20 protein-coding genes and 4 pseudogenes are annotated in these 26,051 nt (G+C 70.0%); 10 read left to right on the top strand and 14 right to left on the bottom strand.

What is annotated here, in order from left to right; genetic code table 11:
* Positions 1-30: 30 nt before the first annotated feature.
* Both ACZ6I3_RS07215 and ACZ6I3_RS07210 read right to left on the bottom strand, forming a co-directional pair.
* A complete protein-coding gene (locus ACZ6I3_RS07215; RefSeq protein WP_469412448.1) occupies positions 31-3,774 on the bottom strand; it encodes an nSTAND1 domain-containing NTPase in 3,744 nt (1,247 codons plus the stop codon).
* A gap of 179 nt (positions 3,775-3,953) precedes the next feature.
* Complete coding sequence (locus tag ACZ6I3_RS07210) at positions 3,954-4,484, bottom strand: PadR family transcriptional regulator (RefSeq protein ID WP_469412446.1); 531 nt, start codon at positions 4,482-4,484, stop codon at positions 3,954-3,956.
* 122 nt (positions 4,485-4,606) lie between these two features.
* On the opposite strand from ACZ6I3_RS07210, the gene ACZ6I3_RS07205 reads away from it, so the two are divergent.
* The 4 genes from ACZ6I3_RS07205 to ACZ6I3_RS07190 all read left to right on the top strand — a co-directional run bounded on the left by ACZ6I3_RS07205 (position 4,607) and on the right by ACZ6I3_RS07190 (position 8,107).
* Entirely contained in the window at positions 4,607-5,914 is a 1,308-nt protein-coding gene (locus ACZ6I3_RS07205) for an MFS transporter (RefSeq protein ID WP_469412444.1), read from the top strand.
* Positions 5,915-6,235: 321 nt separating this feature from the next.
* Entirely contained in the window at positions 6,236-6,493 is a 258-nt protein-coding gene (locus tag ACZ6I3_RS07200) for a pyridoxamine 5'-phosphate oxidase family protein (protein ID WP_469412443.1), read from the top strand.
* Positions 6,442-6,663 carry a pyridoxamine 5'-phosphate oxidase family protein gene (locus ACZ6I3_RS07195; protein WP_469412442.1) on the top strand — a complete coding sequence of 74 codons (222 nt, stop codon included), beginning with the start codon at positions 6,442-6,444 and terminating at the stop codon, positions 6,661-6,663. Before ACZ6I3_RS07200 ends, ACZ6I3_RS07195 begins: the two co-directional genes overlap by 52 nt.
* A gap of 202 nt (positions 6,664-6,865) precedes the next feature.
* Positions 6,866-8,107, top strand: coding sequence for an MFS transporter (locus ACZ6I3_RS07190; RefSeq protein ID WP_469412441.1), 1,242 nt, complete (start codon positions 6,866-6,868; stop codon positions 8,105-8,107).
* A 1,108-nt stretch (positions 8,108-9,215) separates the two neighbouring features.
* Here the strand turns inward: ACZ6I3_RS07190 and ACZ6I3_RS07185 are convergent.
* The 3 genes from ACZ6I3_RS07185 to ACZ6I3_RS07175 form a co-directional block, all read right to left on the bottom strand.
* Positions 9,216-10,007: an alpha/beta fold hydrolase gene (locus ACZ6I3_RS07185; protein ID WP_469412440.1), complete on the bottom strand. Its 792-nt coding sequence runs from the start codon at positions 10,005-10,007 to the stop codon at positions 9,216-9,218.
* 208 nt (positions 10,008-10,215) lie between these two features.
* Complete coding sequence (locus ACZ6I3_RS07180) at positions 10,216-11,058, bottom strand: alpha/beta fold hydrolase (RefSeq protein WP_469412439.1); 843 nt, start codon at positions 11,056-11,058, stop codon at positions 10,216-10,218.
* Positions 11,059-11,174: 116 nt separating this feature from the next.
* Positions 11,175-11,546: a nuclear transport factor 2 family protein gene (locus ACZ6I3_RS07175; RefSeq protein ID WP_469412437.1), complete on the bottom strand. Its 372-nt coding sequence runs from the start codon at positions 11,544-11,546 to the stop codon at positions 11,175-11,177.
* A 120-nt stretch (positions 11,547-11,666) separates the two neighbouring features.
* Between ACZ6I3_RS07175 and ACZ6I3_RS07170 the strand changes: the two genes are divergently transcribed.
* A complete protein-coding gene (locus tag ACZ6I3_RS07170; protein ID WP_469412504.1) occupies positions 11,667-12,275 on the top strand; it encodes a PadR family transcriptional regulator in 609 nt (202 codons plus the stop codon).
* A 73-nt stretch (positions 12,276-12,348) separates the two neighbouring features.
* Here ACZ6I3_RS07170 and ACZ6I3_RS07165 read toward each other — a convergent pair.
* Positions 12,349-13,511, bottom strand: a pseudogene (locus ACZ6I3_RS07165) (aldehyde dehydrogenase family protein).
* Positions 13,512-13,682: 171 nt separating this feature from the next.
* Between ACZ6I3_RS07165 and ACZ6I3_RS07160 the strand changes: the two are divergent.
* Together ACZ6I3_RS07160 and ACZ6I3_RS07155 are read left to right on the top strand one after the other, a co-directional pair.
* Positions 13,683-13,847 (top strand): annotated as a pseudogene (locus tag ACZ6I3_RS07160) (acyl-CoA desaturase); the annotation flags it as partial.
* Positions 13,848-14,040: 193 nt separating this feature from the next.
* The gene (locus ACZ6I3_RS07155; RefSeq protein ID WP_469412435.1) at positions 14,041-14,727 is read left to right on the top strand and encodes a GntR family transcriptional regulator; all 687 of its coding nucleotides are present in this window, start codon (positions 14,041-14,043) and stop codon (positions 14,725-14,727) included.
* Between the two features lie 16 nt (positions 14,728-14,743).
* Here the strand turns inward: ACZ6I3_RS07155 and ACZ6I3_RS07150 are convergent, their stop codons facing one another.
* Both ACZ6I3_RS07150 and ACZ6I3_RS07145 read right to left on the bottom strand, forming a co-directional pair.
* Complete coding sequence (locus tag ACZ6I3_RS07150; RefSeq protein ID WP_469412502.1) at positions 14,744-16,114, bottom strand: APC family permease; 1,371 nt, start codon at positions 16,112-16,114, stop codon at positions 14,744-14,746.
* Between the two features lie 401 nt (positions 16,115-16,515).
* The gene (locus tag ACZ6I3_RS07145; RefSeq protein ID WP_469412433.1) at positions 16,516-16,947 is read right to left on the bottom strand and encodes a VOC family protein; all 432 of its coding nucleotides are present in this window, start codon (positions 16,945-16,947) and stop codon (positions 16,516-16,518) included.
* 242 nt (positions 16,948-17,189) lie between these two features.
* Between ACZ6I3_RS07145 and ACZ6I3_RS07140 the strand changes: the two are divergent.
* A pseudogene (locus tag ACZ6I3_RS07140) lies at positions 17,190-17,516 on the top strand (glyoxalase superfamily protein).
* 36 nt (positions 17,517-17,552) lie between these two features.
* Positions 17,553-18,071, top strand: a pseudogene (locus ACZ6I3_RS07135) (helix-turn-helix domain-containing protein); the annotation flags it as partial.
* Between the two features lie 95 nt (positions 18,072-18,166).
* On the opposite strand, the gene ACZ6I3_RS07130 reads toward ACZ6I3_RS07135, so the two are convergent.
* From ACZ6I3_RS07130 to ACZ6I3_RS07105, 6 genes are read right to left on the bottom strand one after another with little or no spacing between them, the layout of a single operon-like run.
* A complete protein-coding gene (locus tag ACZ6I3_RS07130; RefSeq protein WP_469412431.1) occupies positions 18,167-19,009 on the bottom strand; it encodes an ABC transporter ATP-binding protein in 843 nt (280 codons plus the stop codon).
* Positions 19,006-20,013, bottom strand: coding sequence for an ABC transporter ATP-binding protein (locus ACZ6I3_RS07125; RefSeq protein ID WP_469412429.1), 1,008 nt, complete (start codon positions 20,011-20,013; stop codon positions 19,006-19,008). The genes ACZ6I3_RS07130 and ACZ6I3_RS07125 overlap by 4 nt, the downstream gene beginning before the upstream one ends.
* Positions 20,010-20,894 carry an ABC transporter permease gene (locus ACZ6I3_RS07120; RefSeq protein ID WP_469412428.1) on the bottom strand — a complete coding sequence of 295 codons (885 nt, stop codon included), beginning with the start codon at positions 20,892-20,894 and terminating at the stop codon, positions 20,010-20,012. Before ACZ6I3_RS07120 ends, ACZ6I3_RS07125 begins: the two co-directional genes overlap by 4 nt.
* Positions 20,891-21,850 (bottom strand): ABC transporter permease, encoded by a 960-nt coding sequence (locus ACZ6I3_RS07115; RefSeq protein WP_469412426.1) that lies wholly within the window; start codon positions 21,848-21,850, stop codon positions 20,891-20,893. Before ACZ6I3_RS07115 ends, ACZ6I3_RS07120 begins: the two co-directional genes overlap by 4 nt.
* A gap of 5 nt (positions 21,851-21,855) precedes the next feature.
* A complete protein-coding gene (locus tag ACZ6I3_RS07110; protein WP_469412424.1) occupies positions 21,856-23,505 on the bottom strand; it encodes an ABC transporter substrate-binding protein in 1,650 nt (549 codons plus the stop codon).
* Positions 23,502-25,184, bottom strand: coding sequence for a CocE/NonD family hydrolase (locus tag ACZ6I3_RS07105; RefSeq protein ID WP_469412422.1), 1,683 nt, complete (start codon positions 25,182-25,184; stop codon positions 23,502-23,504). The genes ACZ6I3_RS07110 and ACZ6I3_RS07105 overlap by 4 nt, the downstream gene beginning before the upstream one ends.
* A gap of 152 nt (positions 25,185-25,336) precedes the next feature.
* Between ACZ6I3_RS07105 and ACZ6I3_RS07100 the strand changes: the two genes are divergently transcribed.
* Positions 25,337-26,044 carry a TetR/AcrR family transcriptional regulator gene (locus ACZ6I3_RS07100; RefSeq protein ID WP_469412421.1) on the top strand — a complete coding sequence of 236 codons (708 nt, stop codon included), beginning with the start codon at positions 25,337-25,339 and terminating at the stop codon, positions 26,042-26,044.
* Positions 26,045-26,051: the final 7 nt, after the last annotated feature.

Here is a 26,051-nt window from a genome sequence, read left to right as displayed (position 1 = left end):
TGAAAAATCCGGTCCTTGTAACCCGCCGCGTCAGCTGCTTGTGGAGCAGACGCTCTCGTACGGCGCGTCGGGGACGTAGGTCCGCCATTCCGCTGCGGTCAGTCCGCCACCGGCGCGCGCGCAGACGGTATCCACGACCTGGTCCGGGCCGACAGGGAAACGCAGGAGCGGCACGTGAGGGCTGCTGGCAAAGACTGTGCTGCCGTCCTCGGCGAAGGCAAGGGAGTGGATCTCGTCGCCGGGCGTGGGCAGGTCCGTCCCGAGAAGCTGATGTCCCTCGGTGTCCCACAGTCTCAGCGTCCCGTTCGCGCCGCCCACGGCGAGGGTGCCGCCGTCGGAGGAGAAGGCGAGCGCCCCCACTGCCTCCGGTTCGCCCCGGGTAACCGTGTCGGAGGTGCCGGTCAGTGCGCCGGTGCGGTCTCGGATCGCGCCGTCCCAAAGGGTGACGTGCCCGGTGGAATCGCCGACGGCGAGCTGGGTGCCGTCGGGGCTGAAAGCGAGCGAGGTGACCTGGCGGCCGTCGGCAAGCGCGCGTCCACTGACCCTTTCGGCCCCTGGATCGACGTACTGATCGTCGGAGCTCACGAGCAGACCTCCGTCCGGTCGCCCGGCCAGTGCGTTCCCGGAGAAGCCACGCACGGTCCTCGATCGCCGGTGGTCGCGGGTGTTCCAGACCTCCGTAGTGGAGGTGCCGGCGGCGGAGCGGACGGCCAGCAGGGTGCGGCCGCCGGGTCCCAGGGCGAGGGCCGTGGCAGGGCGGTCGGCCGCGCCGGAGGTGTCGAAGAGCGTACGAATCCTGTGTGTCCGTACGTCCCACACGGTGAAGCGCAGCCGCAATGAGCCGTGAGAGGACGCGGTGTCGGCGAGGGCCAGGGCGCGGCTGTCCGGGCTGAAGGCCGGCAGGGGAACGTCCTCGTCTGAGGTGCTCGGCAGCGGGCCGAGCTTCGCGTGCGCGAGGACCCTGCCCGTGCGCGTGGCCCGCAGCTCGAAGCGGTAGCCGGCGCCAGAACGGGTGACGGTGGCCAGGGTGGTGCCGTCCGGGCTGAGCACGCTCGCCTCGGTCGGTGTGTTGTGCCACCGCGGGGTGAGACGGGCGGTCAGGTCAAGGGTGTGGACCGTGGCGCCGTCGAGGTAGCGCAGGAGGTCAGGCTTTCCCGGATCCCACGTCAGCCCAGTGGCCGCGTCCTTGGACATCGGCCGGTCGAAGACCTGGGTCCCGCCGGTGGCCAGTCGCCAGACAGCCAATTCGTGGTCGTCCGCCGTGGCCAGGAACTCGCCGTTGGCGGAGAGCGCCGCCTGTGTGAAGCCGGTGCTCCCGTCACTGGCGAAGTCGGCGAGCGTGCGTCCGCTGCGGACGTCCCAGACAAGGGCCCGCGTGCCGTAGACGGCGGCCAGCCGCCTGCCGTCCGCGCTGAACCGCAGCAGGCGGGAGCCGTCGTCCGCACCGGAACCAGTTCCGCAGACGGTCCTGTCCGCCTTCTCCCAGGCTCCCGGCAGCCGATTGCGGCCGGCGGTGTCCCACAGCTGGAGTGGCCCATCGGCGGGACAGAGGGCGAGCAGACGTCCGCCTGGGCCGACCGCCGCCGAGGAGAGCGTGCGCGCGAGGTCGGTGGTGAACAGGACCTGGCCGTCGTCCGTCCGGTGCAAGGCGGCTGCGCCCGGGCCGTCCGGCGGTCCAGTGAGGTACGTTTTCCCGTCCGACGAGCCGCCCCACCGTGACGCATTGCCCAGCTCGGCCTCGGATCTTCCCTCCGGAAGGTTCCACAGCCTGCCTCCCCCGTCAGACCCGATGACGTCGAGGAACCGGGAGTCGGGCCCGACATCGCCCACCTCCGTACCGCTCGGCAGGCGGTAGGTGGCGGTGACCTTGTGGTCGGTCACATTCCGGGTGGTTACCGTCGTGCCCTCTACGCTGAGCAGCGTCCGGCCGCTGTCGGAAAGGAAGCGCCGCACATCCTTTCCGGCCAGAGGGTCGGTGAAAGCGTCGCGTTCCGGCTGTGCCAGGGACCCCAGGAGCGCCGAGCGGGACTCGGTGAGCGGGGCCATCTTCCATGCCGCCACCCCGAGCAGGGCGGCGGCGTGCGGATCGGTGGAACGTAGACTGCCGGCCACGGTGGCCAGGCGGCGAGCAGTGGCCTTGGCGGATTCCTCCCGGCTGACCTCATTGCGCTGCCAGGCGACCAGCCCGGCGGCGAGCGCCAAGACGAGGAACACGGACAGACCGACGGCCAGGGATCGTGTCCGACGCGCGGCGCGGGTCTCGGCCTCCCGTTCGGCGTTCTGAGCGGCGAGGGAGGCCGTGAGGAAGTCCCTTTCCAGATCGGTGAGCTCGTCGTTTTCCAGATGGGTGAGCTCGTCTTTCGGCTGACCTGCGAACAGTTCCGCGGCACGAGCCAGCCTCGTGCCCCGGTACAGAGCTCCGGGATCACGCGCCAACTCCTCCCAGGCGCGCGCCGCCTCACCGAGTCGGCGCTGTGCGCGCAGCCTTTCCCGGCTCTCCTCGATCCAACCGGCCAGACGCGGCCAGCCGGTGATCAGCGCCTCGTGCGACAGCTCCACCATCTCGCCGTCCAGGGTGACCAGACGGGCGGCTACAAGGCGCTCCAGCACCTCCTGCGTACCGCTGCCGAGTTCGGCGCGCGACGCAGGACGACGCGTGTCGGCCGTGCCGTCACCAGGAGCGATCAGCCTCAGCAGGATGCGCCGCGCGATACGGCTCTGCTCCGCCGACACCTGGCCGTATGCCTCCTCGGCGGTGGCGGCGATCGCGCCTCGCACTCCGCCCGCCTCCTCGTACGCCGCCAGAGTCAGCAGGCGGCCACGCCGACGGTGCCAGGTCTCCAGCAAGGCATGAGAGAGCATGGGCAGCGCGCCCGGCTGGTCGACCACCTCGTCGATGATGCCGGCGGTAAGGGTGCGCTCCACGTTCAGTCCGGCGGCGGCAGCCGGGCCGGTGATCGCTTCGCGCAGCTCGTCCCGGCTCATCGGCCCGACCAGCAGGCTGGCCCGGCTGACGGCCGTGGCCAGCTCACGGTGTTCGGCGCAGTGGCCGTAGAAGTCGCCGCGGACCGCGACCACTACCCGCAGTCCGCTCTCCGGACGCCGGGCCGCGAGCAGCAGGCCGAGGAACCGGTCGCGTTCAGCACGGTCGTGGCACAGGGTGAACAGTTCCTCGAACTGGTCGACGATCACCCAGGTCTCCCCGTCACCGTGGCGCGGCACGAGTGCCTGCGCGTGCGTGCGCGCGGGCAGTTCCCCCGGGGCGAGCACGCGAATGACCGCAGGCCGCTCAGCCCCCGCCGCCTGCCGCAGGCTCGGAATCAGTCCCGCTCGCAGCAGTGACGACTTTCCGCTGCCGGACGGCCCGAACACCGCGGCGAACCGGTGCTCGCGCACCAGCTCCACCAGTTCGGCGAGGAGCGTCCCCCGGCCGAAGAACAGCTCACTGTCGTCCGGCTCGAACCGCGCCAGCCCCCGGTACGGCGGCTTCTCGTTCGGTATGGATGTGCGGACCTCAGCGTCCGCCTCCCGCCACTGGCGCTCCAATTCGTCCGGGTCTGCGTCCAGCGCTTCGGCATACGCCCGCACTACCGCCAGGGACGGCAGCTGATCACCGGCTGCGGCCTGGGACATCGCGGTAATGGAGTAGCCCGCCCGCGTGGCCATCTCCCGGTACGGCGGCTTTCCTGCCTTCTCACGGAGGAGCCGCAGTTCGTGCGCGAGCCGCTGCACGGGACCGGCGTCAGGATCGACCGGCTTCTCACGTCGTCCCACCGGGAGCACCTTTCACACACTTCACGCGGTCAAGCTACTCTTTCCACTTGGTCCCCCGGGTTGACGCCCAGGGCGTGTCCCCGGACCCGGACGTCGCCGGGGGTGGGACTGGGTGGTTCCCGGACCCGAAGCACTTCGCCGACAGCAGCCTTGGGGTGTCGTACGAAGCTGCCTTCATGTCATGCCTCTTCGGCGGACTTGTCGCCCAACGCCTCGCGCAGCCAGGCGAGTTCGGATCCGGTGATGGCGCGGGCGATGAGCAGCATGCCGCGCCGGTAGGGGTCGCCGGTCTGCTCGGCGCGGACGGGCTTCTCGTCCTCGTAGAAGAAGCTCGACGGGGCTTCGAGGAAGGCCAGGCGGCGGCGCAGGACCGCGTGCTGCTCGGCGGTGTCGGGCAGCAGGGAGAGGAACGCCAGGATGGTGAACCAGCGGGCGAGGTCGGTGATCTCGTGGTCCGCGGGTTCGCGCAGGCGTCGCAGCATGTCCTCGCGACCTGCGGCGGTCAGGTTCAGCACGTAGCGGCCGCCGCCCGCCTCCGGTGCGGGGTGCCGTTCGATCAGTCCGGCCTTGGTGAGCCGGTTCAGCGCCGGGTAGAGCGTGCCGTCGCTGACCGGACGGCTGTAACCGGTCAGCGCCGTGACCTGGCGGCGCAGCTCATGGCCGGGCAGAGGGCCTTCGGCGAGGGAGCCGAGGATCGCGAGTTCCAGCATGCCTCCAGCATCTCACATCGATTCGAGGCCCACATCGAAACGATGTTACGTTGGTGAGGGCCCGGACGCTTGTCCGAAGCGTCACCGCCCCTCTGGCATCACTATTCGTTGAAGGCAGTTCCATGGATTCCGCTGCGCCCACCCCGAGGACAGCCGCCCTTCCCCGTTCCTCGATCGCGGTGGCGACGCTGTCCACCGTCGTGGAGTGGTACGACTTCACGCTGTACCTCTACATGACCACGGTGCTTTCCCGGGTCTTCTTCGGCTCCGGTTCCTCCTCTCTACTGGTCACCCTCGCGGTCTTCGCCGTCGCCTACCTGATGCGTCCGCTCGGCGCGATGGTCTTCGGACATGTCGGGGACCGGATCGGCCGGCGCAAGGTGCTGCTCGTGTCGATGGCTGTGATGACCGCAGCGATGCTGGCCACCGCGCTGCTGCCCACCGATGCGCAGATCGGCGCCACCGCCGGAGCCCTGGTGCTGCTGCGCTGCGTGATGGGCCTCGCGGTCGGCGGTGAGTACACCGGGGTCACCGCCTACCTGGTCGAAGGCGCCGAACCCCGGCGACGCGGCCTGGTCGCCTCGCTCGCCTCCGCCGCCAGCCAGATCGGAGCGCTGCTCGCCGCCGCCGTGGCCGCCCTCACTGTCACCCTCACCTCCGCGTCCGCGCTGGACGCGTGGGGCTGGCGCATCCCGTTCCTGTTCGGCGCGCTCCTGGCCGGCACCGTCCTGATCGCCCGTTCCACCATGAGGGAGTCGCCCGAGTTCGAGAAGCATCGGGAAAATCCGCGGGAGCAGAGCACGCTGCGCACCCAGCGCCCCGCGCTCTACCGCACGTTCGCGATCTCGGCCCTCGGCTCGGTCACGTACTACGTCGGCATCAGCTACGTCCCCACCTACCTCGGCTCCGTCGGCGGCTTCCGCGAGTCCGACTCGCTGTGGCTGTCCACCCTCGCCGCGATCGCGGTCGTTCTCGTCACGCCGCTCGCCGGCACCTTGTCCGACCGCATCGGACGCCGCCCCGTGTTGCTGCTCTTCGGCGCCCTGGCGATGGTGCTGCCGCTGGCCATGTTCGGCCTGATGGCCCATGGCAGCTTCGCCGCCGCACTGACCGGGGCGATCGTCATGGCCTGCGTCGCGGGCGGTGTCAGCGCGGTCGCCTGCTCCGCGGTCGCCGAGCAGTTCCCGGTCGTGCAGCGCCTGAGCGGCCTTGCCCTGGGCGCCACCGCCGCCACCGCGATCTTCGGTGGCCTCACCCCGTACGCCTCACAGGCCCTGGTGAACTCCACCGGCTGGGCCCTCGTCCCCGGCGCACTGGTCGCTGCTGTCGCGCTCGCCGTCGTGCCCGTCCTGCGCGGCCTGCCGGAGACCGCACCGGCCGCGCGCCCGCTCCGATCCCGGGGCCGCACTCCCCAACCCCAGCCCCGCTGAGCTCGTCCCTGCCGCCTCGCTCGCTCTTCTGCATTCCCGGCAGTCCGTGCGGATCGTGCCGCGCAGGACGCTTCCGGCAACCGGCCGAAGACCGACGTGACGACGAGGACCGACTGACGCCGAACTCCGAACTCCGAACTCCGAACTCCGACCGCCGCCATTCGCTCGTACGCCGCGGGCGGGGCTCCCTCACCGGAACCGCCCGGCGACCACGGAACTGGGAGCCGAACTCGTCGACCAGTCCGACCACCTCATCCCGGGGCACCGCCGCGTGCGACTCCAGCCCCGGATGACAGGACCAATCGCAGAAAGGGACCACCCATGCACATCATGCCGACCGCGGAATGGCACACCTTTGTCACCCACAGCACGGCCACCGGCCGGTTCGCAACCGTCGGGGCCGACGGCCTCCCCAACATCAGCCCCGTCTGGTACGTCTTCGACGGCCAGGACTTCCTGTTCACCACCGGCGGGGGCACGGCCAAGGTGCGCAACCTGCGGCGCGACCCCCGGGCGTCGCTGTGTGTGTGGCCGAAGACGCCCCGCCGTTCGCCTATGCCGAGGTCCGTGGCGACGTAACGCTCAGCGACAACCTCGCCGAACTGTACGACGTCGCCTTCCGGGCCGGCGCCCGGTACATGGGCCAGGACCGGGCCGAGGAGTTCGGCAAGCGCAACGCCGTCCCCGGCGAACTCGTCGTCCGCCTGCGCCCCACCAAGGTCATCGCCTTCGGCGGCGTCACCGACTGATGAGCACCCTGGCCCTGTCCACACCCGACATGCGCGGGCCCTTGCGGAAGGGACCCTCCCAAGTTGCCCACGCCCGCGGTACTGCCCTCGTTGCCGCCCGCGTCGGACCCCCAAGAGGGCCCCGTCAGGCCGTCAGCCACGACAGCCTGACGGGGCGGCGCTCACGTAACCCCCTACACATCCCGTCTACCGGAGCCCCCTCATGCCCATAGCCGCGCTAGTCGCGCTTGCCATCGTCGCCTTTGCCATCGGAACCACTGAGTTCGCCGCCATGGGCCTGCTGCCGCAGATCGCCCAAGGCGTCGATGTCTCCATCCCTCAGGCAGGCTGGCTCGTCTCCGCGTACGCGATCGGCGTCCTCATCGGCGCCATGCTCCTCACTGTGGTCGCGGCCCGGATGACCCGGGTCTCCCGCAAGACAGTCCTGATCGGATTCGCCGCACTCTTCACGCTCGGGAACGTGCTGTGCGCGATCGCCCCGGACTTCTGGTCTCTCGCAGCGGCCCGGGTTGTCGTAGGCCTGCCGCACGGCGCGTTCTTCGGCGCGGGCGCCGTCGCCGCCGCCGAACTGGCCGCCCCGCACCTGCGGGCCCGCGCCGTCTCCATGATGTTCGCCGGTCTGACGGTGGCGACCATCATCGGCGTGCCCGGCGCCACCCTGATCGGCCAGCAGTTCGGCTGGCGCGCCACGATGCTCGTGGTGGCCGCCATCGGCGCACTGGGCACCTTCGCCATCTGGCGGATGATGCCCGAACTGGGCCCGCGGCCGCAGGGCGGGCTGCGCGGCGAGCTGAGCGCGTTCCGCAACGGCCAGTTGTGGCTGGCGCTGGCTACGGTGCTCGTCGGCTGCGGCGGCTTCTTCGCCTCCTACTCCTACATCACGCCGATGATGACGGACGTCGCCGGGTTCTCGGACTCGACGGTGCCGCTGATCCTCGCACTCTTCGGCGTCGGCATGACGCTGGGCAACATCGTCGGCGGGTACGCGGCGGACCGCGCGCTGCGGCCGAGCATCTGCGCGGCGTTCCTGCTGCTGGCAGCGGTGCTGGCGCTGTTCACGGTGACCGCGCACGCGCAGTGGGCGGCGGCGCTGACGGCCGTCGCGATCGGGTTCTTCGGGTTCGCGATCGTGCCGACCGTGCAGACCCTGGTGATGGAGAAGGCCGGGCACGCGCCCACCCTCGCCTCCGCGGCGATGCAGGCCGCGTTCAACCTGGCGAACGCGGCCGGCGCATACCTCGGCGGGCTGGCCATCGCCGCAGGCTTCGGGCTGACTTCCCCGAACCTCGTCGGCGCGGCCCTCGTCGCCTCCGGCTTCGCGGTCGCGGCCGCCTCCTGGGCAGCGGACCGCCGCCGCGGGACGGACCGAGTCGCGTCGACAGTGGTCCGGACAGCCGAAGCAGCTTCCGACCGGCAACTCACGGCGGGCGCGCGGACCGACTGACTGGCCGGTGTTCGTTCCGGCGTGGAGCGAGGGGAGTGACGTGAGCGACGAAGCGTCACAAAGGAACGGCTGCTCATGACGAGCCAGATCGCCGCCCCTTGACTCCTCACGAGTCGTCCCGCCTCCCTGGACCTGCCCAGCGACCAGCGCTTCTGGCGCGCAGGAGCGAAACCCATCGCTTCCGCGGCATTCCGGCAGGTACGGGTGGTCTGGAAGACGCCAACGGAAGATTCAGGGCCGGTTCAACGGCTGCCCGGCATTGCCCGTGGCGGTCGCGTCGCTGTCCACTTCCTCGGCTTCGACAGTCCGTTCGCGTTCCCGCTGCGTGCCCTTCTTGGGTTCCTTGCCGGCGCGATGGTGTTCGCGATGCTATGTGGAAGACATACGCGGTCAGGGACATCGAGCCAACTGCGATGACCGGGCGGATGAGCCTGCCGAATCGAGGGAAGACGCCGATCGCGGCGAGGCAGGACGCCCGGACGACGATCGCCACGCCGGTGTTGGCGACGATCGGCAGGGTCGTCTCACTGTGCGTTGAAGCGACCAGCAACTCCGCCCGGTACTTGCCCTCCGGGTAGCCCCAGAAGTCGGACCACCAAGCGGACACGGCTGAGCCGCCCCAGCCGCTCAGCTTCGACAGGGCGCCGGGAACCAGGTGCAGGGCCGGCCAGGAGCCTCCGTAGCCGATCACGCCGAGGCACGCTCCGGTGAGCGCCAACCGGGTCCGGACTACGGCGGAGGTCAGGTCCAGGCGGGAGACTCCGACGGCCCTCGCGGTCCGCGACGGCTGGATCGTGTTCGTCGGCTCGGACGCCGCCGCGGTCGGTTGGATCGGCAGCGGCACCGAAGTGAGGGTCGCGGATGCCCACCATCGACGAGCTCGACGCCGTCGCTCCGGACGTGCCCGTACTCCTGCGCTGCGCTGTTCGGTGGTGGCCTGCTTGTTGCGGTCTCCCGCGGCACGTCCCACTGCCCACCAGCCGCCGTCGTCGGGGATGTTGCCGAGTTTCTTGATCGAGGCGGGCCAGATCAGCGAGCGGTTTCCGGCGCGGTCAATCGCAAGGCGGAGGGTTGGATGGAGGTGCCGACGTTTTCGCCGGCCGTCTCTTCAGCTGTTACAGCCGCCGAGGAAATCGAGGAGTACGCGGTTGAACCGAACGGCCTCGTTCATATGCGGGAAGTGCCCACTGTTTTCGAAGACCTCCAGCCGACCCTCTGGCAAAGCCTCAGCGAACCAGGCCTGCCCCTCGACCGTGTAGAACGGCGACCTCCCGCCGACGGCGACAAGCGCGCGAACCGGGATCCGGGGAAGCACGTCGCGCCAGTCCGCCACGTAGTGGTCGACGAGCAGGGGGCGGGCCCGATCGTGCGGGAACGTGGCGAAAAGGTCGTACGCCGCCTTGACCTCCGGCGGCATCGGAGGCTCCGCGTCACCGCTGGCCCAGTCGATCCTGAAGGTCGCAGCGTCATAGGCGTTGGTCCAGTCGACGAATCGAATGCCGTATGACCAGGTTTCATCGTTGATGATTTTGGGGGTCTGCTCGATCGCGACGAGGGCGGTGACTCGAGCAGGGTGCGGCTGAGCGAAGTACGACAGTGCGACCGATGTGCCCATCGAGTGGGCGAGGATGGCCACATCGGAGAGGTCGAGGTGTTCGAGAAGCTCCGCCAGATCCTGACCGAGCCTCGACATCCGCATGCCGTGATCGGGGAGCTCCGAGTCACCGTGCCCGCGCTGGTCGAGGGCGATGAGCCGAAACCCGTTACTGAGCAGCGCATCGCGCTGGAGCAGCACCTGGTGGCGATCGCCGGTGTACCCGGGCAGGTACACGACCGGGCGGCCGGCGCCATCGTCGTCGTAGGTGAGGGTGACGTCGTCAGAGGTGACGAAGGTGTTCATTGCGTTTGTCTTCCCTCTCTTGGTGAATCTCTTTCAGCCTGACTCTGCGGAGTGAGCCGTGCAGATCAGGAGGGCTCGCGACGTGACCGGGCCCTTTCGTTGTCCGTGGTGACTCCACTCAACACCGGCGTCAGAGGACCCTGATGGTTCCGTGTCCTGCCACGCTCGACCTCCCGCACGAGCTCATCGAGCACGTGTCATGGCTCATCTACGCCCGGCCCTGGGCCGGTGAGGCGGTGTGCTCGGTGGCGATCCGGTCGAGCCATTCGCTGACGAGTGCGGTGAACAGCTCAGGCTGCTCGATCTGCAGGTTGTGGCCGGCCGTATCGAGGACCGCGTAGGTGGCGCGCGGGTAGTGGGGCAGGAGGTCGAACTGGTCGAGGTAGCCCACGCTGTCGTCCTGCCGTCCCGCCAGGATCAGCGTGGGACGCGTGAAGGGGTCGCCGTCCTCGGGTTCCCGGGTGAGCTGCCAGTGGCGGCGGATGCGTTCCAGGGCGGTGGTGTCGGCGATGTCCAGGCCCGCCTGGATCTCCTCGCGAAACCGTCGCAGAACCTCCGGCGTCTCGACGACCGCGAGGGAGGTGAAGACCTCGGCGACGTGCTCATCCAGGGAGGCGATCAGATCCGGGTCGGGACGCAGGACCAACCGCTCGGCCGGGCGGCTCTCGGCGGTTTCCACGCGTCTGGCCGAGGGGCAGATCAGGGCGAGCCCGAGAACTTGATCACGGCGGGTCCGGGCCAGCGCGCGAGCGAGGTAGCCGCCGTAGGACTCGCCGAGGAGCAGGAACGGCTCGTCACCGATCTGGTCGTCCACAAAGTCCTGTACGGCGGCGAGCATGTCGTCGGAGCTTGCGATCCGGGCGGGCGCCGGGGACTTCCCCATGGCGGGCAGGTCCGGGTACAGCCGCCGGTACCCGGGGCGCTGGGCGAAGACCGGCTCCAGACAGCCGAGCATCAGACGGTGGTCGGGTTCCCACCCATGCAACGCGAGCACCGGTGTCCCTTCGCCCCGGTCCACGAAGTTCAACTCCACCTGAGTGCGCTGCGGCATCTCCATCACTTCCTTAGGGTCATCCCGCGTCGCGGAGGGCTACAACGGGCCCCGAGTACGCCCGTCCTGTGCAGCACGGGCGTACTCGGCGTACCCCCTTGGAGGGGCAGGGTGCGTCAGGAGACGGCGGCGATGGCCGCGGCGCCCTGCAGGGTGAAATTGTCGAAGACAATCCGGCTCTCGACGATCTTCCCGTTCTCGACCCGGAACCACTCGCCCACCGGGGAGTAGGGCACGGGGGCCGTCTCGGCGTCGTAGTACATCAGCGCGGTGTTCTCGTCCCCGAACGCTGAAACCAGCTCCGCCTTCTTGAGGATCCCCAGGAATCCGCCGAGGAAGGACCGGTACGCCTCGGCATCCAGGGGCCCGACGGGGGTCCGGCTGGTGAAGCCGTCTTCGAAGTACGACAGGGCCTCATCGATGTCCTTGTTCGACCAGGCCTTGTAGTAGGCGAGGGCGACGTCCAGGGCAGGGCTGTTGTTGCTCATCGTGATGGCTCTATTTCATCAGGGTTCGTGCGGGCACTCCGGCAGCGGCGTGGCCGTCCGCCGGGACTCGAACGAGGCTACATCGTTTCGTAGTAGTGCGCATCGTGGCACTTCGTGTCGATGTACTGCGGCGTGTTGTGTGACCATAGAGGGGTGCTGGAACTTGCGATCTTGGGAAATCTCGCCGATGGCCCGCTCCACGGCTACGAGCTGCGCCGCCGGGTCGAGCGGCTCTCCGGCTATGCCCGGTCGGTGAGCGAGGGCAGCCTCTACCCGGCGATCAACCGCCTGGTGAAACGCGGCCTGCTCACCCGGCACACCGAACCGGGCGCCGGGGCCACCCAGCGCTACGTGCTGACCCTGACCGACGCAGGACGCGAGAATCTCCTGCAACGCCTGCGCGACCCCGCTCAGCAGGAGATCACCGACTTCAACCGGTTCTTCACCGTCCTGGCGTTCCTCTCCCTCCTCCCCGAGGTCAAGGAACAACACGCCGTACTCCGCCGCCGCCTGGAGTTCCTGGAAACCCCCGCGAGCTTCTTCTACGAAGGCGACCGACCACTGCGCGCGGAAGAAGTGAACGACCCCTACCGGCGCGGCATGATGCTCACCGCCCGAGCCGTCACCCGAACCGAATGCGCCTGGATCCACGAGATCCTGGACGACGGCCAGGACCTCGACATGCCCCGGCAATCCGCAGCGCCACAGGATGCCCAGCCACCGCGGTGATGTGGCGATGACCTGTGGTCAGCAGCGCTGCCGGGCCTCGGTCCGGCGGCTGCCGTCGCCGGCCGGTGGGGCTTCACCAACGTGGGGCGTTTCGCTGCCGGTCCCTCCAGCGGATGACCGAGAGGACGGGTCCGAAGATCTCCTGTTGTGCGATGCGGGAGGTGTTGTCCGTCTCGAAGATCGTCGGTTCGATGAACCAGCCGGCCTCGCTCCCGGATACGGTGGCGCGCGATCCTCCGGTGACCAGGGTGGAGTCCTCCCTGCCCGACGCGATGAAGTCGAGAACTCGCTCGCCCTGCGTCTGTGAGACCAGGCAGCCCAGCCGCGTTGCCGGGTCCACCGGCGAGCCGACGGCGATCCGGCCGAACACGCCGGTCAGCCGGCTCAGGAACTCGTCGTAGAGGTCGTCGTGCAGGAAGAGCCGTGTGCCCGCGAGGCACGACTGGCCGTTGCAGTACGTGGCCGCGAAGGCCGCGTTGTCCACCACTCGGTCCAGGTCGTCGATGTCCGGGAAGACGATGTTCGGACTCTGCCCCCGAGTTCGAGGGATACCGGAACCAGCCGGTCGGCCCCCGCATGCGCGATGATCCGGCCGACCTCCGCCGAGCCGGTGAAGGCGAGCTTTACGACGTCGGGGTGGGCGGTCAGCGCGGCGCCCGCCTCGGTCCCCAGGCCCGGGACGACGTTGACCACTCCGGGCGGGAAGATCTCCGCGAGCGCCGCACAGAGTTCGAGGGTGGACAGGGAGGCGTTCTCGTCCGGCTTGAGCACCAGCGTGTTTCCGGCAGCGAGCGCCGGCGCCAGCTTGAAGGCCGTCATGATGGCCGGCACGTTCCAGGGGATGATCTGGCCGACGACCCCCAGGGGTTCACGTTTCGCTACCGCCCAGCCTCCCGGTACCGAGCTGTTCCACCCGGTGTGCGTGACCGCGGCCGCGGCGAAGAAGCGGTACTGGTTGATCGCGATGCGGTGATCGATCGGGGTCTCCCCGATGGTGCGCCCGATGTCCATCGCGTCGATCAGGGCCAGACGGTCGAGGTTCGCCTCCACCCAGTCCGCGAGTCGGTGCAGCAGTGCGGCCCGCTGCGCCACCGGCGTCGCGGCCCAGCCGGGGGATGCCGACTTCGCGGCTGCCACCGCGGCGTTGATCTCGGCTGCTCCCCCACGTGTGATCGTCGCGAGCCGGACACCGGTCGCCGCGTTCACAGCGTCGAACGACTCCGTCGAGATCGACATGCGCTTCCCGCCGATCAGCGGCTCGTAATGGTCGGCGAGCCCTACGTCCACGTTCATGTGATCCCTCCAAGACGTCGCACGAACCGCACTTCGACGGGAGGAGCGTAAGAACCCAAGCTGCTCGTCGGGCAGCCCATGGAACGCACACCGACGGACACTCGACGCACACCGTTCGCCCTGCTCCATCAGGCGCTCTTCGGGCTCCACCTGGGAAAGGCCTTCGCGCCCGACCACAAGGGCATGGACATGCCCGACCCGGCGGGCGAGCGCTGGGGCCATCTGCGCCGCCAGGTCCTGACCTCGCGAAACGTCCGGGGCCGACCGGTCACGGACTGGCGCGGTGCCGAGGTTGTGTCCGAGAAGCCATCGCCGCAGTACACACAGGCAATGCAGTCGGGCCAGGCGCTGCGGACCTTCCGTAGAACTACCTCTCGGGAACGCCACGGACAGGGAACAGCGGCAACGTTAACATTGCGACATACGCCGGGGCAGGCGTTCAGGAAGTGTCTGTACAGAGGGAGGAACGGTCATGGGCGGTCCGAGCGGAGTCGCCCCCGCGCGTCGCCGTGGGCTGGCGGACGAGGTGGCGGACAGCGTTCGCGAGGCCATCTTCGACGGGTCGTACGCGCCGGGAGCGCAGCTGCGTGAGGTGGAGCTCTCCGGCGCGCTCGAGGTCAGCCGCGGGCCTGTGCGCGAGGCGCTGCTTCGCCTGGAGCGGGAAGGCCTGGTCCGCAGCACGTGGCACCGCGGTGCCACGGTCACCACGCTGACCCGCCAGGACGTCGCCGAGCTGGACTCGTTGCGCGGCACGCTGGAGTCCCTCGCCGTCCAGCGGGTAGTCGCCGAGGCGTCGGACACGGACATCGACGGCATCGAGACGGCCGCCCACCGGATGGAACGCGCCGCGGACGAACACGAGATGGTGCGCCGCGACATCGCGTTCCACGACGCCGTGTACGCGGCCGCCCGCCATCAGCGCCTCGAAGACGCCTGGCGGGCGATCCGCTCCCAGGTGCACCTGTTCCTGCTCACGCGGGTCCGTATCAGCACCGAGGGCTACCTGGCGCACCTGCCCGGCGAGCACCGCGAACTCTCCGCCGCCCTGCGCGCCCGCGATGCCGCCACGGCCCTGGAGCTGTTCGCCGCACACCGGCGCCACGCCTTCGACGTCCTCACCGGGGCGGACTCCCCTCCGACGCAGGACACTCCACACTGACGCGACGTGCCCCGCCTCACTGTGGCGCGGCACCGCCCGTCGGGGATGCCGGGGCCGCCGGACGATCTGCGGCACCGCGGCGGACCGCCCAGGTGATCGCCCACAGTGCGACTCCGACGGCCAGCAGGACGCCCGCGATCTGGTACTGAGCGAGGGGACGCCCGGACGAGAAGGGCAGTACGAGATACAGGCAGCACCCCGCCCCCAGGACAGGCAGGACACGGCCGGCCCGGAAGTGCCGCTCCGCCACCCGCTCCTTGCGCAGGACGAGCACCGACACGTTGACGACGACGAAGACCGCGAGCAGGAGCAGCGACGTCGTACCGCCGAGGAGCGCCACGACCGTGCTGTCCGGGTTCAGCGAGACGAAGGTGATGAGCCCGAATGCGAGGACCGTGGTGAACACCGCGGCCGCCCAGGGTGTGCGCCGGACCGGGTGCACCTTGGAGAGGAAGGACGGCAGGACGCCCTCGTTGCTCATCCCGTAGAGCAGGCGGCTGGCCATCAGCATGTTGATGAGTGCGGAGTTGGCCACGGCGAACATCGAGATGAACGGCAGCAGATCAGCGATCGGGAAGCCGGGCGCGGCGGTCTGCACCACCGTCACCAGCGGTGTGTCGCTCGCGGCCAGCTGACCGACCGGCACCACGGCGACGGCGCAGACGGACACCAGGACGTAGATGAGGCCGGTGATCCCGAGACCGGTGAACATCATGCGGGGAAACACCCGCGCCGGATCCTTGGTCTCCTCCGCCATGTTCACGGAGTCCTCAAAGCCGACCATCGCGAAGAAGGCCAGCGAAGTCGCCGCGCTGACCGCCAGAAACGCGTGCTTGTCGGACCCGGTGTCGAACGTGACGACCCGGGAGAAGTCGGCGTGCCCGCCGGCGATGAAGTACATGCTGAGCAGAATCACGAGCAGCAGTCCTGACAGCTCGACCGCGGTGAGCACGATGTTGACCTTGAGGCTTTCGCCGACGCCCCGGAGATTGATCACCATCACGAGCAGCACGAAGCTGAGGGCGATCAGGAGCAGGACGCCGTTGCCGAGGTCGAGACCGAACCCGGCGGCCAGGTTCGCGGCGAACGCATGGGAGGCGGCAGACGCCGAGGTTATCCCCGAACACATGACGGCGAAGCAGACCAGGAATGTCACGAAGTGCTTGCCGAACGCCTTGTGGGTATAGAGCGCCGCCCCAGCGGCCTGCGGATACTTCGTCACCAGTTCCAGGTAGGAGCAGGCCGTGACCAGGGCGACCGCGAAGGCGATGACGAAGGGCAGCCATGCGGCGCCCCCCACCTCGCCGGCCACCCGACCGGTCAGCGCGTAGATGCCGGTACCGAGGATGTCGCCGACGATGAACAGCAGCAACAGGCCCGGACCCATCACCCGTTGAAGCGTGGGCGGGCCGTCCGCTGCTGACGTGCTGGGCGGGTTCTGGTGGCCGGTCCGAGACATAGGGCAGGGGTCCTTGTCGTCATCGTGGGAAAACGAGGGTGGGAGCGGGAGCGCGGAAACGAGGGCGCCACCGGGCTCAGGTACAGGAACGGGACCGGACGGCGGCAGGCCGTGACGGTCCCGGACAGCGGGCGATCGGGAAGTGGCCTCTCACTGGCCTCGCGGGGTGAGGTCTTCCACGCGGAAGAACCTGGAAGAAGTACGTGCGCACCCAAAGCGCACAGGGCGGACGCACCGCTCGTTCGTCAAGCTGACTATCCGATACGGGTCCGGGGCACGTCGGCGCGTTGCAACGCGCTCCCGGACTGGGCCGTACCTCGCTACTCGAATCAGGCGGCGAACACCTGGTCGTCGTCGGCGAACGCCTTGAACTCCAGGGCGTTGCCCGCTGGATCGAGCAGGAACATTGTCCACTGCTCGCCGGTCTGCCCCTCGAACCGGACGTAGGGCTCGATCACGAACCGGGTGTCCGCGGCGCGCAGCCGGTCGGCGAGCTTCTGGAACTCCGGGACGGTGAGGATCAGACCGAAGTGCGGCACAGGCACGTCGTGGCCGTCGACCGGGTTGTGGATCTGCTGCGCCTTGGCCGGGGCAAGGTGGGTCACGAACTGGTGGCCGTGCAGGTTCCAGTCGACCCAGGTGTCGGCGCTGCGGCCCTGCTCCAGACCGAGGACCTCCCCGTAGAAGCGGCGCGCGGCGGCGATGTCGTCAACGGGCATGGCCAGGTGGAAGCGAGGGATGGGGGAATCGAGAACGGTCATGGCAGAGGTCGCCTTTCTGGTGTCTTCCGATGGTCAAACGTCAGTGAGGCCGGATCAGCGAGCACTGCAGTGCCGCAGCACCGGAGCCTTCGAGCGACTGTCGTAATGTTGACATTGACTCAATAGTTGAAGTTAACATCGCGACAAGCGTTTGAGGCAAGGGGAACGCCAGGTCTGCTGGCTTGCGCGCTGCGGTGCGGGCGACAGACCGGAGCGGCGCAGAACGCGTCGGATGGTCGCAGCTGCAGCCCGATGACCGAGCTGCCATCGAGGACGCTGCGGCAGCGGTTGCGTGGTACGAGCGACTTGGCTTCGCCAAGCAGTGGGAACACCGCTTCGAACCGGGACTTCCCGCGTTCGTCGAGATCGCCCGGCGCGGGGTGCGGTTGTTCTAGTCGGAGCACACCGGAGATGCCCGCCCTGACACGTTGGTCTACCTCCGCATTCGTGATGTCGAGGCCATCGCCTCCGAGTTCGGTGTGCAGGTGAAGGATGCTCCGTGGGCGCGTGAGATTGAGCTGCGCGACCCTGACGGCAACCGGCTTCGGATCGGCACGCCAACGGAATGACACTCGCCGGCAGCGCACGGCGGGGAAGCTGTGCCGGTGGCTGAGCGAGTACGCGTCCGCGAGATCGATGACGACAAGGGACAGCGCCTGCTGCGGGTCGGTGGTGACGTGGCGGCGGGCCCAGACGGTGCTGCTGTCCGCATAGGGCATGCCCGTGGCGAAGATCGCCGAAGTGACGTTCACCAGCACGGGCCGGGTCCGGGATGTGATCCACAACTTCAACGCCGACGGCTTCGACACCCTCTACCCGAAGTACAAAGGCGGTCGGCCCAGGACATTCACCCTGCCCGAGCGGCGCGAGATCAAGAAGATCGCCAAGTCCAGGCCGGCCGAGCACGGTCTGCCGATGTCGACCTGGAGCCTGGCCAAGCTGGCCGACTTCCTGGTCGCCGAGGGGGCGACGACATCAGCGACGAGGGCCTTCGGGTCCTGCTCCGCGAGGAGGGCGTGTCGTTTCAACGCATGAAGACCTGGAAGACCTCCCGCGACCCCGACTACGCCGCCGAGAAAGCCCGCGTCGAGCACCTCTATGCGATCGCCGACGGCGAGGTCATACGGCGAAACCGTCACGCCGACGATCAACGGCTACGAGTCGTGGTCGACAGGGCGAACGTTGCCTGATGCGGCACTGGTTACCAGCGATACCCGCCTCACACGGGAGGGGAGATCCGCCGCGGTCGCCAGCCGGGCCTGGGCACGGAGTCCAGCAGAGCCTGGGTGTAAGGGTGCTGGGGCGCGGTGAAGACACGGCCGACCGGTCCGGCCTCGACGACCCGGCCCCCGCGCATGACCACCGCCTCCTGGCACAACTGCCGTACGACGGCCAGGTCGTGGGTGACGAACAGCAGTGTCGTGCCCGTGCGTTCGCGCAGGTCGGCGAGGAGGTTGAGGATCTGCGCCTGGACGGAGACGTCGAGCGCCGCGACGGCCTCGTCCAGGAGCAGGATCTGGGGTTCCAGCGCCAGGGCGCGGGCGATGGCGACGCGTTGGCGCTGTCCGCCGGACAGCCGCGCGGGCCGGGCGTCGGCGAGGCCGGGCAGACCGACCGTGTCCAGCAGAGCGGTGACCCGGTCCCGTCGTGCGGACCGTTCGCCGAGGCCACCGGCCAGCCGGCCGGCGTGCAGGCGCAGCAGTTCCGCCAGTCCGTCGCCGATGGGCTGACGGGGGTCCAGGCTGGAGTACGGGTCCTGGTGCACGATCTGCACGGCGGCGGCACGGGCCAGGCGGGCGGATCGGCCCCGGGGGCGGTCGCCGGTGTGGTGGCCGTGGAGACGTATCTGGCCTGAGGTCGGTTTCTCCAGGCCCGCGATCAGGCGGACGACCGTGGACTTGCCCGCGCCGGACTCGCCGACCAGCGCGAGAGCGCCGCCCGGGGTGATGCGGAAGCCGACGTCCTCGCAGGCTGTGACCTCGCCCTGGCGCGTGGGGTATCGCTTGGTGAGGCCGTGGACGTCGAGAAGTGGTGCGGCCCTCTCGGGCGCGGCCGCGGTCATGAGGCGGGCTCCTTCGGGCGGTCCAGGTCGCCGGCGAGTTCGTGGGCGCGGTGGCAGGCGACCGCGCCGTCCTCGTCCGGGCGTAGTACGGGACGTTCGAGACGGCAGCGGTCCTCGGCGAAGGCGCAGCGGGCGGCGAAGGGGCAGCCTTCGCCGGTCTCGTGGGCGGCGGCCGGGCGGCCGGGGATGACGGGCAGCCGCTCCCCCGGCTCGCCGAGGCCCGGCCGGGCGGCGAGCAGTCCGGCGGTGTAGGGGTGGCGGCGGCCCGTGTGCAGCCCTGCGGCTGGGCGCTGTTCGACGATGGTTCCGGCGTACATGACGGCGACGCGGTCGCAGGCGGCGGTGGCGAGTTCCAGGTCGTGGGTGACGAACAGCATCGCCAGTTCCCGCTCGCGGCGCTGTTCGTCGAGGACGGCCATGACGTCCTGCTGGGTGGTGACGTCGAGGGCGGTGGTGGGTTCGTCGGCGAGGAGAAGCCGGGGTTCTGTGATCAGCGCGGAGGCGATCATCATGCGTTGCAGCAGTCCGCCGGAGAGCTGGTGGGGGTACTGGCAGAGGCGGCGCGGGCCGTCGGGGACGCCGATCTGTGCGAGGAGCGGGACGAGGCGTTCCTCGGCCTGAGGGCGTGTCAGGCCGTGGTGGCAGACGAGTGGTTCGGTGAGGAAGTCGCCGAGCGTGTGCACCGGGTTGATGTGGGCCCGGGGGTTCTGGAAGATCATCGCGGCTTCGCGGGAGAGGTAACGGGTGAGCCGCTCCCCATGTATCGCCTGGATGCTCTCGCCCTCGAATTCCGCGGTGCCGTGTGTCCGCGTGTCCTGCGGGAGCAGCCGGATGACGGCGCGTGAGGTGAGCGACTTGCCCGAGCCGGACTCGCCGACCAGGCCCAGGGCCTCCCCGGGTGCGAGGTCGAAACTGACGTCGCGGACGAGCGGCCGGGGCTCGCGCCTCCGGCGGTGCAGGTCGATGCCGAGGTGGTCGAGCCGCAGGAGTGGGGTGGCGGTCATCGCGCGTCCTCCTGGCCGGTGCGGGCGATCAGCGTGTCGCCGAGGAGGTTGAAGACGACGACGGTGACGACGATCAGTCCGCCGGCCATCAGGCTCTGCCCGGGTGCCCCGGCGAGCAGCGACGACTGCCCCTCGGAGACCATCAACCCCCAGTCGGAGATGGGTGGTTGGACCCCCAGTCCGAGGAAGGAAACGCCCGCGAGGTCGATCAGGGCGGAGCCGAACGCGGCGGTGGCCTGGGCGACGATGAACGGGGCCAGGTTGGGCAGCAGATGCCGCAGGTTGATCCGCCAGGCGGACATGCCGGAGGCCTCCAGGGCGGCGATGTAGGGCATGCGGCGTTCGCGTACGGCGACGCCGCGCACGATACGCGCCATGTAGGGCAGGTACGCGACGGCCAGGGCCGCCACGGGCGCGGTGAGGCCGGGACCGAGGACGGCCACGGCGAGGACCGCGAGCAGCAGGCCGGGGAAGGCGAACAGCACGTCGTTGACGCGGCTGATCACCCGGTCGAGCCAGCCGCCGTGCCAGGCGCAGGCCAGGGCGACGGCGACGCCGCCCACGGTGGCTCCGGCGATGACGAGGGCGGGCCCGAGCAGGCTGATGCGGGCGCCGTACAGCAGCCGGGAGTACAGGTCGCGGCCGAGGGCGTCGGTGCCGAGCCAGTGCGCGGCGGACGGGTCCTGGCTGGCGGCGGCCATGTCCACGGTGTCGGGGTCGTGTGTGGCGAGGACGGACGCCAGGGCCGCGAGGAGCACGAGGAGCCCGGCGAGCGCGGCCAGGGCGGTGGTGGAGGGCGCGAGGCTGCGCAGGCGGATGCGCAGGGACAGGCCGCGGGTGCCGATCCTGACGGCGTGCGCGGCGCCGGAAGCGTTGCTCATCGGGAGCTCACCGCCCGGATTCTCGGGTCCAGTGCCGTCTGGAGCACGTCCGTGGCGGCGTTGACGACGATGAAGACGGCGACCATCAGCAGGCCGACCGCCTGCACCACGGGGGTGTCCTTCTGGGCCACGGCGGAGACCAGGGCCGCGCCGAGGCCGTTGAGGCCGAAGGCCTGCTCGACGACCACGTCCGCGGCGATCAGTCCGCCGACGGTCAGTCCGGCCGCGGTGCTGATGGGGATCATGGCGTTGCGCAGGATGTGGTGGCGCAGCACCCGCCGGGCGGGCAGGCCGCGGCTGCGGGCCGTCTCGACGTACTCCCGGCCGGCCTCCTCGCGGACGGAGGCCCGGGTGATCTGGGCGAGGTAGGCGGCCCAGGCGAGGGCGAGGGTGATGGCGGGCAGGGTCAGGTGGTAGAGCCGGTCGGCGAGTGACGGCCCGCCGCCGCCGAGGGCGGGGAACCAGTGCACCTGCACCGACAGCAGGGCGACCAGCGCGGAGGCCGCGACGAACGCCGGGACGGCGAGGCCGACGCTGGTGAAGGCGGTGATGACCCCGCCGGTGCGCCGGGACAGTGCGGACCAGACGCCGAGGCCCACACCGAAGACGACGATCAGGACGGCGGCGTATCCGACGAGGAGCACGGTGTCGGTGACGCGGGGGCCGAGGAGGGAGGAGACGGACTGGCGGTACGTGAGCGAGGTGCCGAAGTCGCCTTGGAACAGGCCGCCCAGCCAGTCCCAGAAGCGGGTCGGCAGGGGCTGGTCGAGGCCGAGTTGGTGACGGACGGCCTCCAGGGTGCGCTCCGAGGCGCGTGGTCCCGCCAGCCGGGTGGCGGGGTCGCCGGGGGCGAGGTTCAGCGCGGCGAACAGGGCGAAGGCGGCGACCAGCATGGTGGCGGCCAGGCCCAGCAGCCGCAGCGGCCAGGTGAGCAGGGAACGGGCGAGAGGTGGCATGCCGCTCACCTGCGTCCGATCCGGGCGAGGGACGGGGAGAAGATGTAGGCGAAGGAGGTGGGGGCGCCGGTGATGCCGTTGTTCATGTAGGTCACCTCGTGCAGGGAGAGCAGCGGGACGGCCAGCGTCTTGGCCTCCCACCGGCGCTGTGCCCCGATGATGAGGGCGGCGCGGGCTTTCGGGTCGCTGGTCTGCTGTGCCTTGGCCAGCGCGGAGTCGACGGCCGGGTCGGAGTAGCCCGCCCAGTTGAAGATGCCGTCGGTGAGGGCCAGGTTGGGGACCCAGTCGAGCGGGTCGGGGATGTCGAGGAACGTCTCGGCCAGCGCGAAGTCCAGGCCCTTCCGGTAGGAGGGGTCGTAGAACACGCTGGAGAACTGGAGCGCGGGCAGCTGGCGGACGGTGAGCTTGATACCGATGGACTCGGCGGCCTGCTGGATGACGGTCGCCGTGTTGATGAGGTCCTGGGAGCCGGCCTGTACGGCCAGTACGGCGGGGCGAAGGTCGTCGCGGTGCTTGGCGACGAGGGCCCTGGCCTCCTTGAGGTCCGCCGCGGTGGGGACGTCGTGGGCGAGGGGCATCGACTTGGCGGCGGCCCGGTAGGCGTCCTCGGCCTCGGGGTCCCAGCCGGTCTCCGGGAGCACGGTGGTACTGGGGGCGGCGGCGCCGCGGTAGACGGTGCGGGCGAGTTCCTCGCGGTTGACGGCGAGGCTGAGGGCCCGGCGGATGTCCGGGTTGGCGGACATACCGGTGGGCTGGATGGGGATCATCTGCAGCGACTTGAGGCTGGGGCCGAAGTACAGCTGTCCCCTGGGGCTGCCCTTGAGGGTGGGCAGGGCGGAGTTGGGGACCTCGTAGGCGCCGGCGATGGCGCCGCTGGCGAGGGCCTGGGTGAGGGCGGTGGTGTCCGTGACGAACAGCAGGGTGACCTTGTCGGCCCGGGCCCGGTAGGCGGCGTCCCAGTAGTGGCGGTTGGCCTTGAGTTCGATCCTGGAGCCGGAGGTCCACTTGGTCAGTTCGAACGGTCCGGAGCACATCATGCCCCCGGTGGCCGTGCCGAACTTCTTGCCCGCCCGCCGGGCCTGGCGGGCCTGGACGACGGTCCCGGCGGTGGTCGCGAGTTCTTTGAGGAACAGTTCGTCGGGCTTGGTGAAGCGGACGGTGACGGTGTGGCTGCCGGTCGCCTCGATCGTCTTGACGTTGACGAAGAAGGAGCCGGCGACGGCGCTCGGGTCGAGCTGCCGTTTCAGGCTGTAGACCACGTCCGCCGAGGTCAGGGGGGTGCCGTCCCAGAACGTGACGTCGTCGCGCAGGTGCAGCACCAGGGTGCGATCGTCGGGCTGCTCCCAGGACCTGGCGAGGCCGGGTGAGGTGCTGTAGTCGGGGTTGAGGCGCAGCAGGCTGTCGCAGAGGTTGCTGACCACGTGGTACGGGGAGAAGTCGCCGGCCTGCTGGTAGTCGAGGGTGGTGGGCTCGCCCATCGGCAGGTCCCACACCAGCGAGGACAGCCGCCCGCCGGCCGGGTCCGAGGTGGACCGCAGGGCCTCGCTGCCCAGGGTGGCGGGAGGCAGTCCGGTGCAGCCGGCCACGCCGAGGGCCAGGGCCGACGCTGCCACGGTCACGGCGAGCAGGCGCCGCCACCGGGCCGGGGCGCTCATGACGGAACCTCCGAGCCGACGACGGTCAGGGAGAGCCGGGAGGGCTGTTCGCCGCCGACGGTGAGTGTCTGCGTGGTGGGCTTGCCGGACGCCGCGAGCCAGGGGTTCTCCTCCGTACCCGGGTGGGGCACATAGGTGGGGTAGTCGCTGGAGGCTATGTGCAGGCGCAGGGCGTGCCCGGGCCGTACCCGGTAGCCGGTGTGGGTGAGGTCGAAGTCAGCCGGGGCCGGCAAGCCGCCCGGTATCGACCGCTGCCCTCGGACCAGGACGTGGGCGGAGCCGTCGGGAGCGACATCCAGCAGCTTGAGGTAGACGTGGGCGCCCGGTCCGTCGGTGCCGACGCTCAGCGTGGCGCGGACCGGGCCCGCCAGGTCGAGCGGGTCGGTGAAGGGCGCGGTGGTGAAGGTGAGCACGTCCGGGCGGCTGTGCAGCGGCGACTCGTCCAGGTGATGGCGGACCGCGGAGAAGGAGTCCTCCAGGAGGCTGGGCACGAGATCCGCGGGGTCGTGCACCCAGCGCGCGGAGTGCTCCCCGACCGGCGTGTCCGCGGTCAGCGCGCCGCCGCGGTCGTCGAGGGACGCCCTCGTCGCTTCGGACAGGTAGAGCCGGAGCGTACGGGCTCCCGGGGGCGGCCAGGACGATGCCGTGCGGTCGCCGACATGGCCGTGGTGCCAGCGCACCCGCGGCAGCCCTGCGGCGGGCCGCCGCTCCTTGACGAAGACGTCGAAGAACTCCACCAGCGGATCGAGGTGACGCGGCAACAAGCGCTCCACCGCCGTGTCCTCGATCGCGTGGTCCAGTTCCGGCGGCACCGGGACGTCGTCCAGGTGGTATCCCTCGTGGTCGATCGAATCGACGTGCAGGTACTGAAGCGGCGCCCACTGCGGGCGGGCAGCCAGCTCCGCCCAGTCGTTGATGCTCGGCTGCAAGCAGTTGTCGAACCAGCCGGCCTGGTGCAGCACCGGGATCGGACGGCCGTCGAAGGGGTGCCCGTCGGGGAACGCGGGCAGCGTCCTGACCTCGGGGAAGAAGGCGTCCCACATCGCGGGCCTGGCTCCGATGCCCTCCGCGATCGCGTCCATCACAGCGGCCAGGGGCCGCCGGGTCAGATCGGGCGTGAACTCGTAGGCCCACCGGTCGGTCCAGTAGGCGGCGAAGTAGAGCGCGCCGAACAGCTGGGTGATCCCGTCCTGCTGCCAGTAGTCGGGGCGGATGCCGTCGGCGCCCGTGACCCGGGGGGCGATCGCCCGCAGCGCCGGATGGCCGGCCGACACGGCCGCCCACTGCGTCGCGCCGTAGTACGAGTCGCCGAACATGCCCACCCGGCCGTCGGACCAGGCCTGTCCGGCGATCCAGTCAAGGGTGTCGTATCCGTCGGCGGCCTCGTGCACGAACGGCATGGTCTCGCCCTCGGAGCGGAACTTGCCGCGCACGTCCTGGACCACCACGGCGTAACCGCGTGCTGTGAGGTAGGCGGCGATGCGGTCCATGAAGACGTAGCGGCTGTTCTTGTCGTAGGGCAGCCGGACCAGTGCCGTCGGCAGCCGGCGGCCCGGGGCGGGGCCGGGCGGCAGGTAGACGTCGGTGGCCAGCCGTACCCCGTCCCGCATCGCGACCATGACCTGGGTCGCGGTGTCGGGGACGGGGGCGGGTTCGGCGCGCTGTACGGGAATCGGCATCGCTGCTCCAGCGTGGCGGTGGGGCTTGGCTTGCCGAGGATTGAACAGTGATGTGAACACTGTTGTCTAGACTGTGTACTCACCTTTTCCCTAGGATCACCGACAGCAGCGAAGGTCGGCACGGCCGGGGCAGGCACCGGGAGGGACAGCACGTGCGGGAAGCAGGAACCGTTCGAGGGCGTGGCCGGGGCAGCACGCTCACCCGCGAGGAGATCATCGAGGCCGCGGTGGAGATCAGCACCGCCGAAGGGCCGGCGGGGGTGACCTTCCGCGCCCTGGGCAGCCGGCTGGGCGTGGTGGCGACGGCGCTGTACCGGCACTTCCGCGACAAGGACGAGCTCATGCTCGCCCTGGCCGACCAGATCTTCGTGGAGATCGCCGACCGCTTCACGCCGGGGGAAGACTGGGCCGCCGATCTCCACCGCATGGCCGATCTCGGCCGCGAGGTGGGCCGCCGCCATGCCGTCACCCTCGCCTGGCTCGGTTACCGCAACACCGGGGGCCCGGGTGACCAGGCTGTGGCCCTCGCCCTTCTCCGGGTGCTGCTGGACGCCGGACTGACGCAGGAGCAGGCTCTCTTCCACTACCAGCTCTTCACGGACACGCTGATGGGGCTGCTGACGGTGGACGCCATGCGTGAATCCCTCGACGCGGACATCCGCCGCAAGGACGACGCCGCGCTCGCCGCCCTCTACGCCAATGTGGCCCGTGAGGAACCAAGACTGAACCGGGTGCCGGCTCTCGCCGTCACGTCCGACGACGACGCCCTCTTCACCGCCCAGATCGAACTCCACATCCAAGCGATTCGCGCGACGGTGTCGGGTGCGCCGGTCATGGAGGTCCCCTCACCGGAAAGCTAGGTACTGG

The organism is Streptomyces sp. NPDC041940, assembly GCF_055589465.1.
This window is presented reverse-complemented; position numbering and strand designations above follow the sequence as displayed.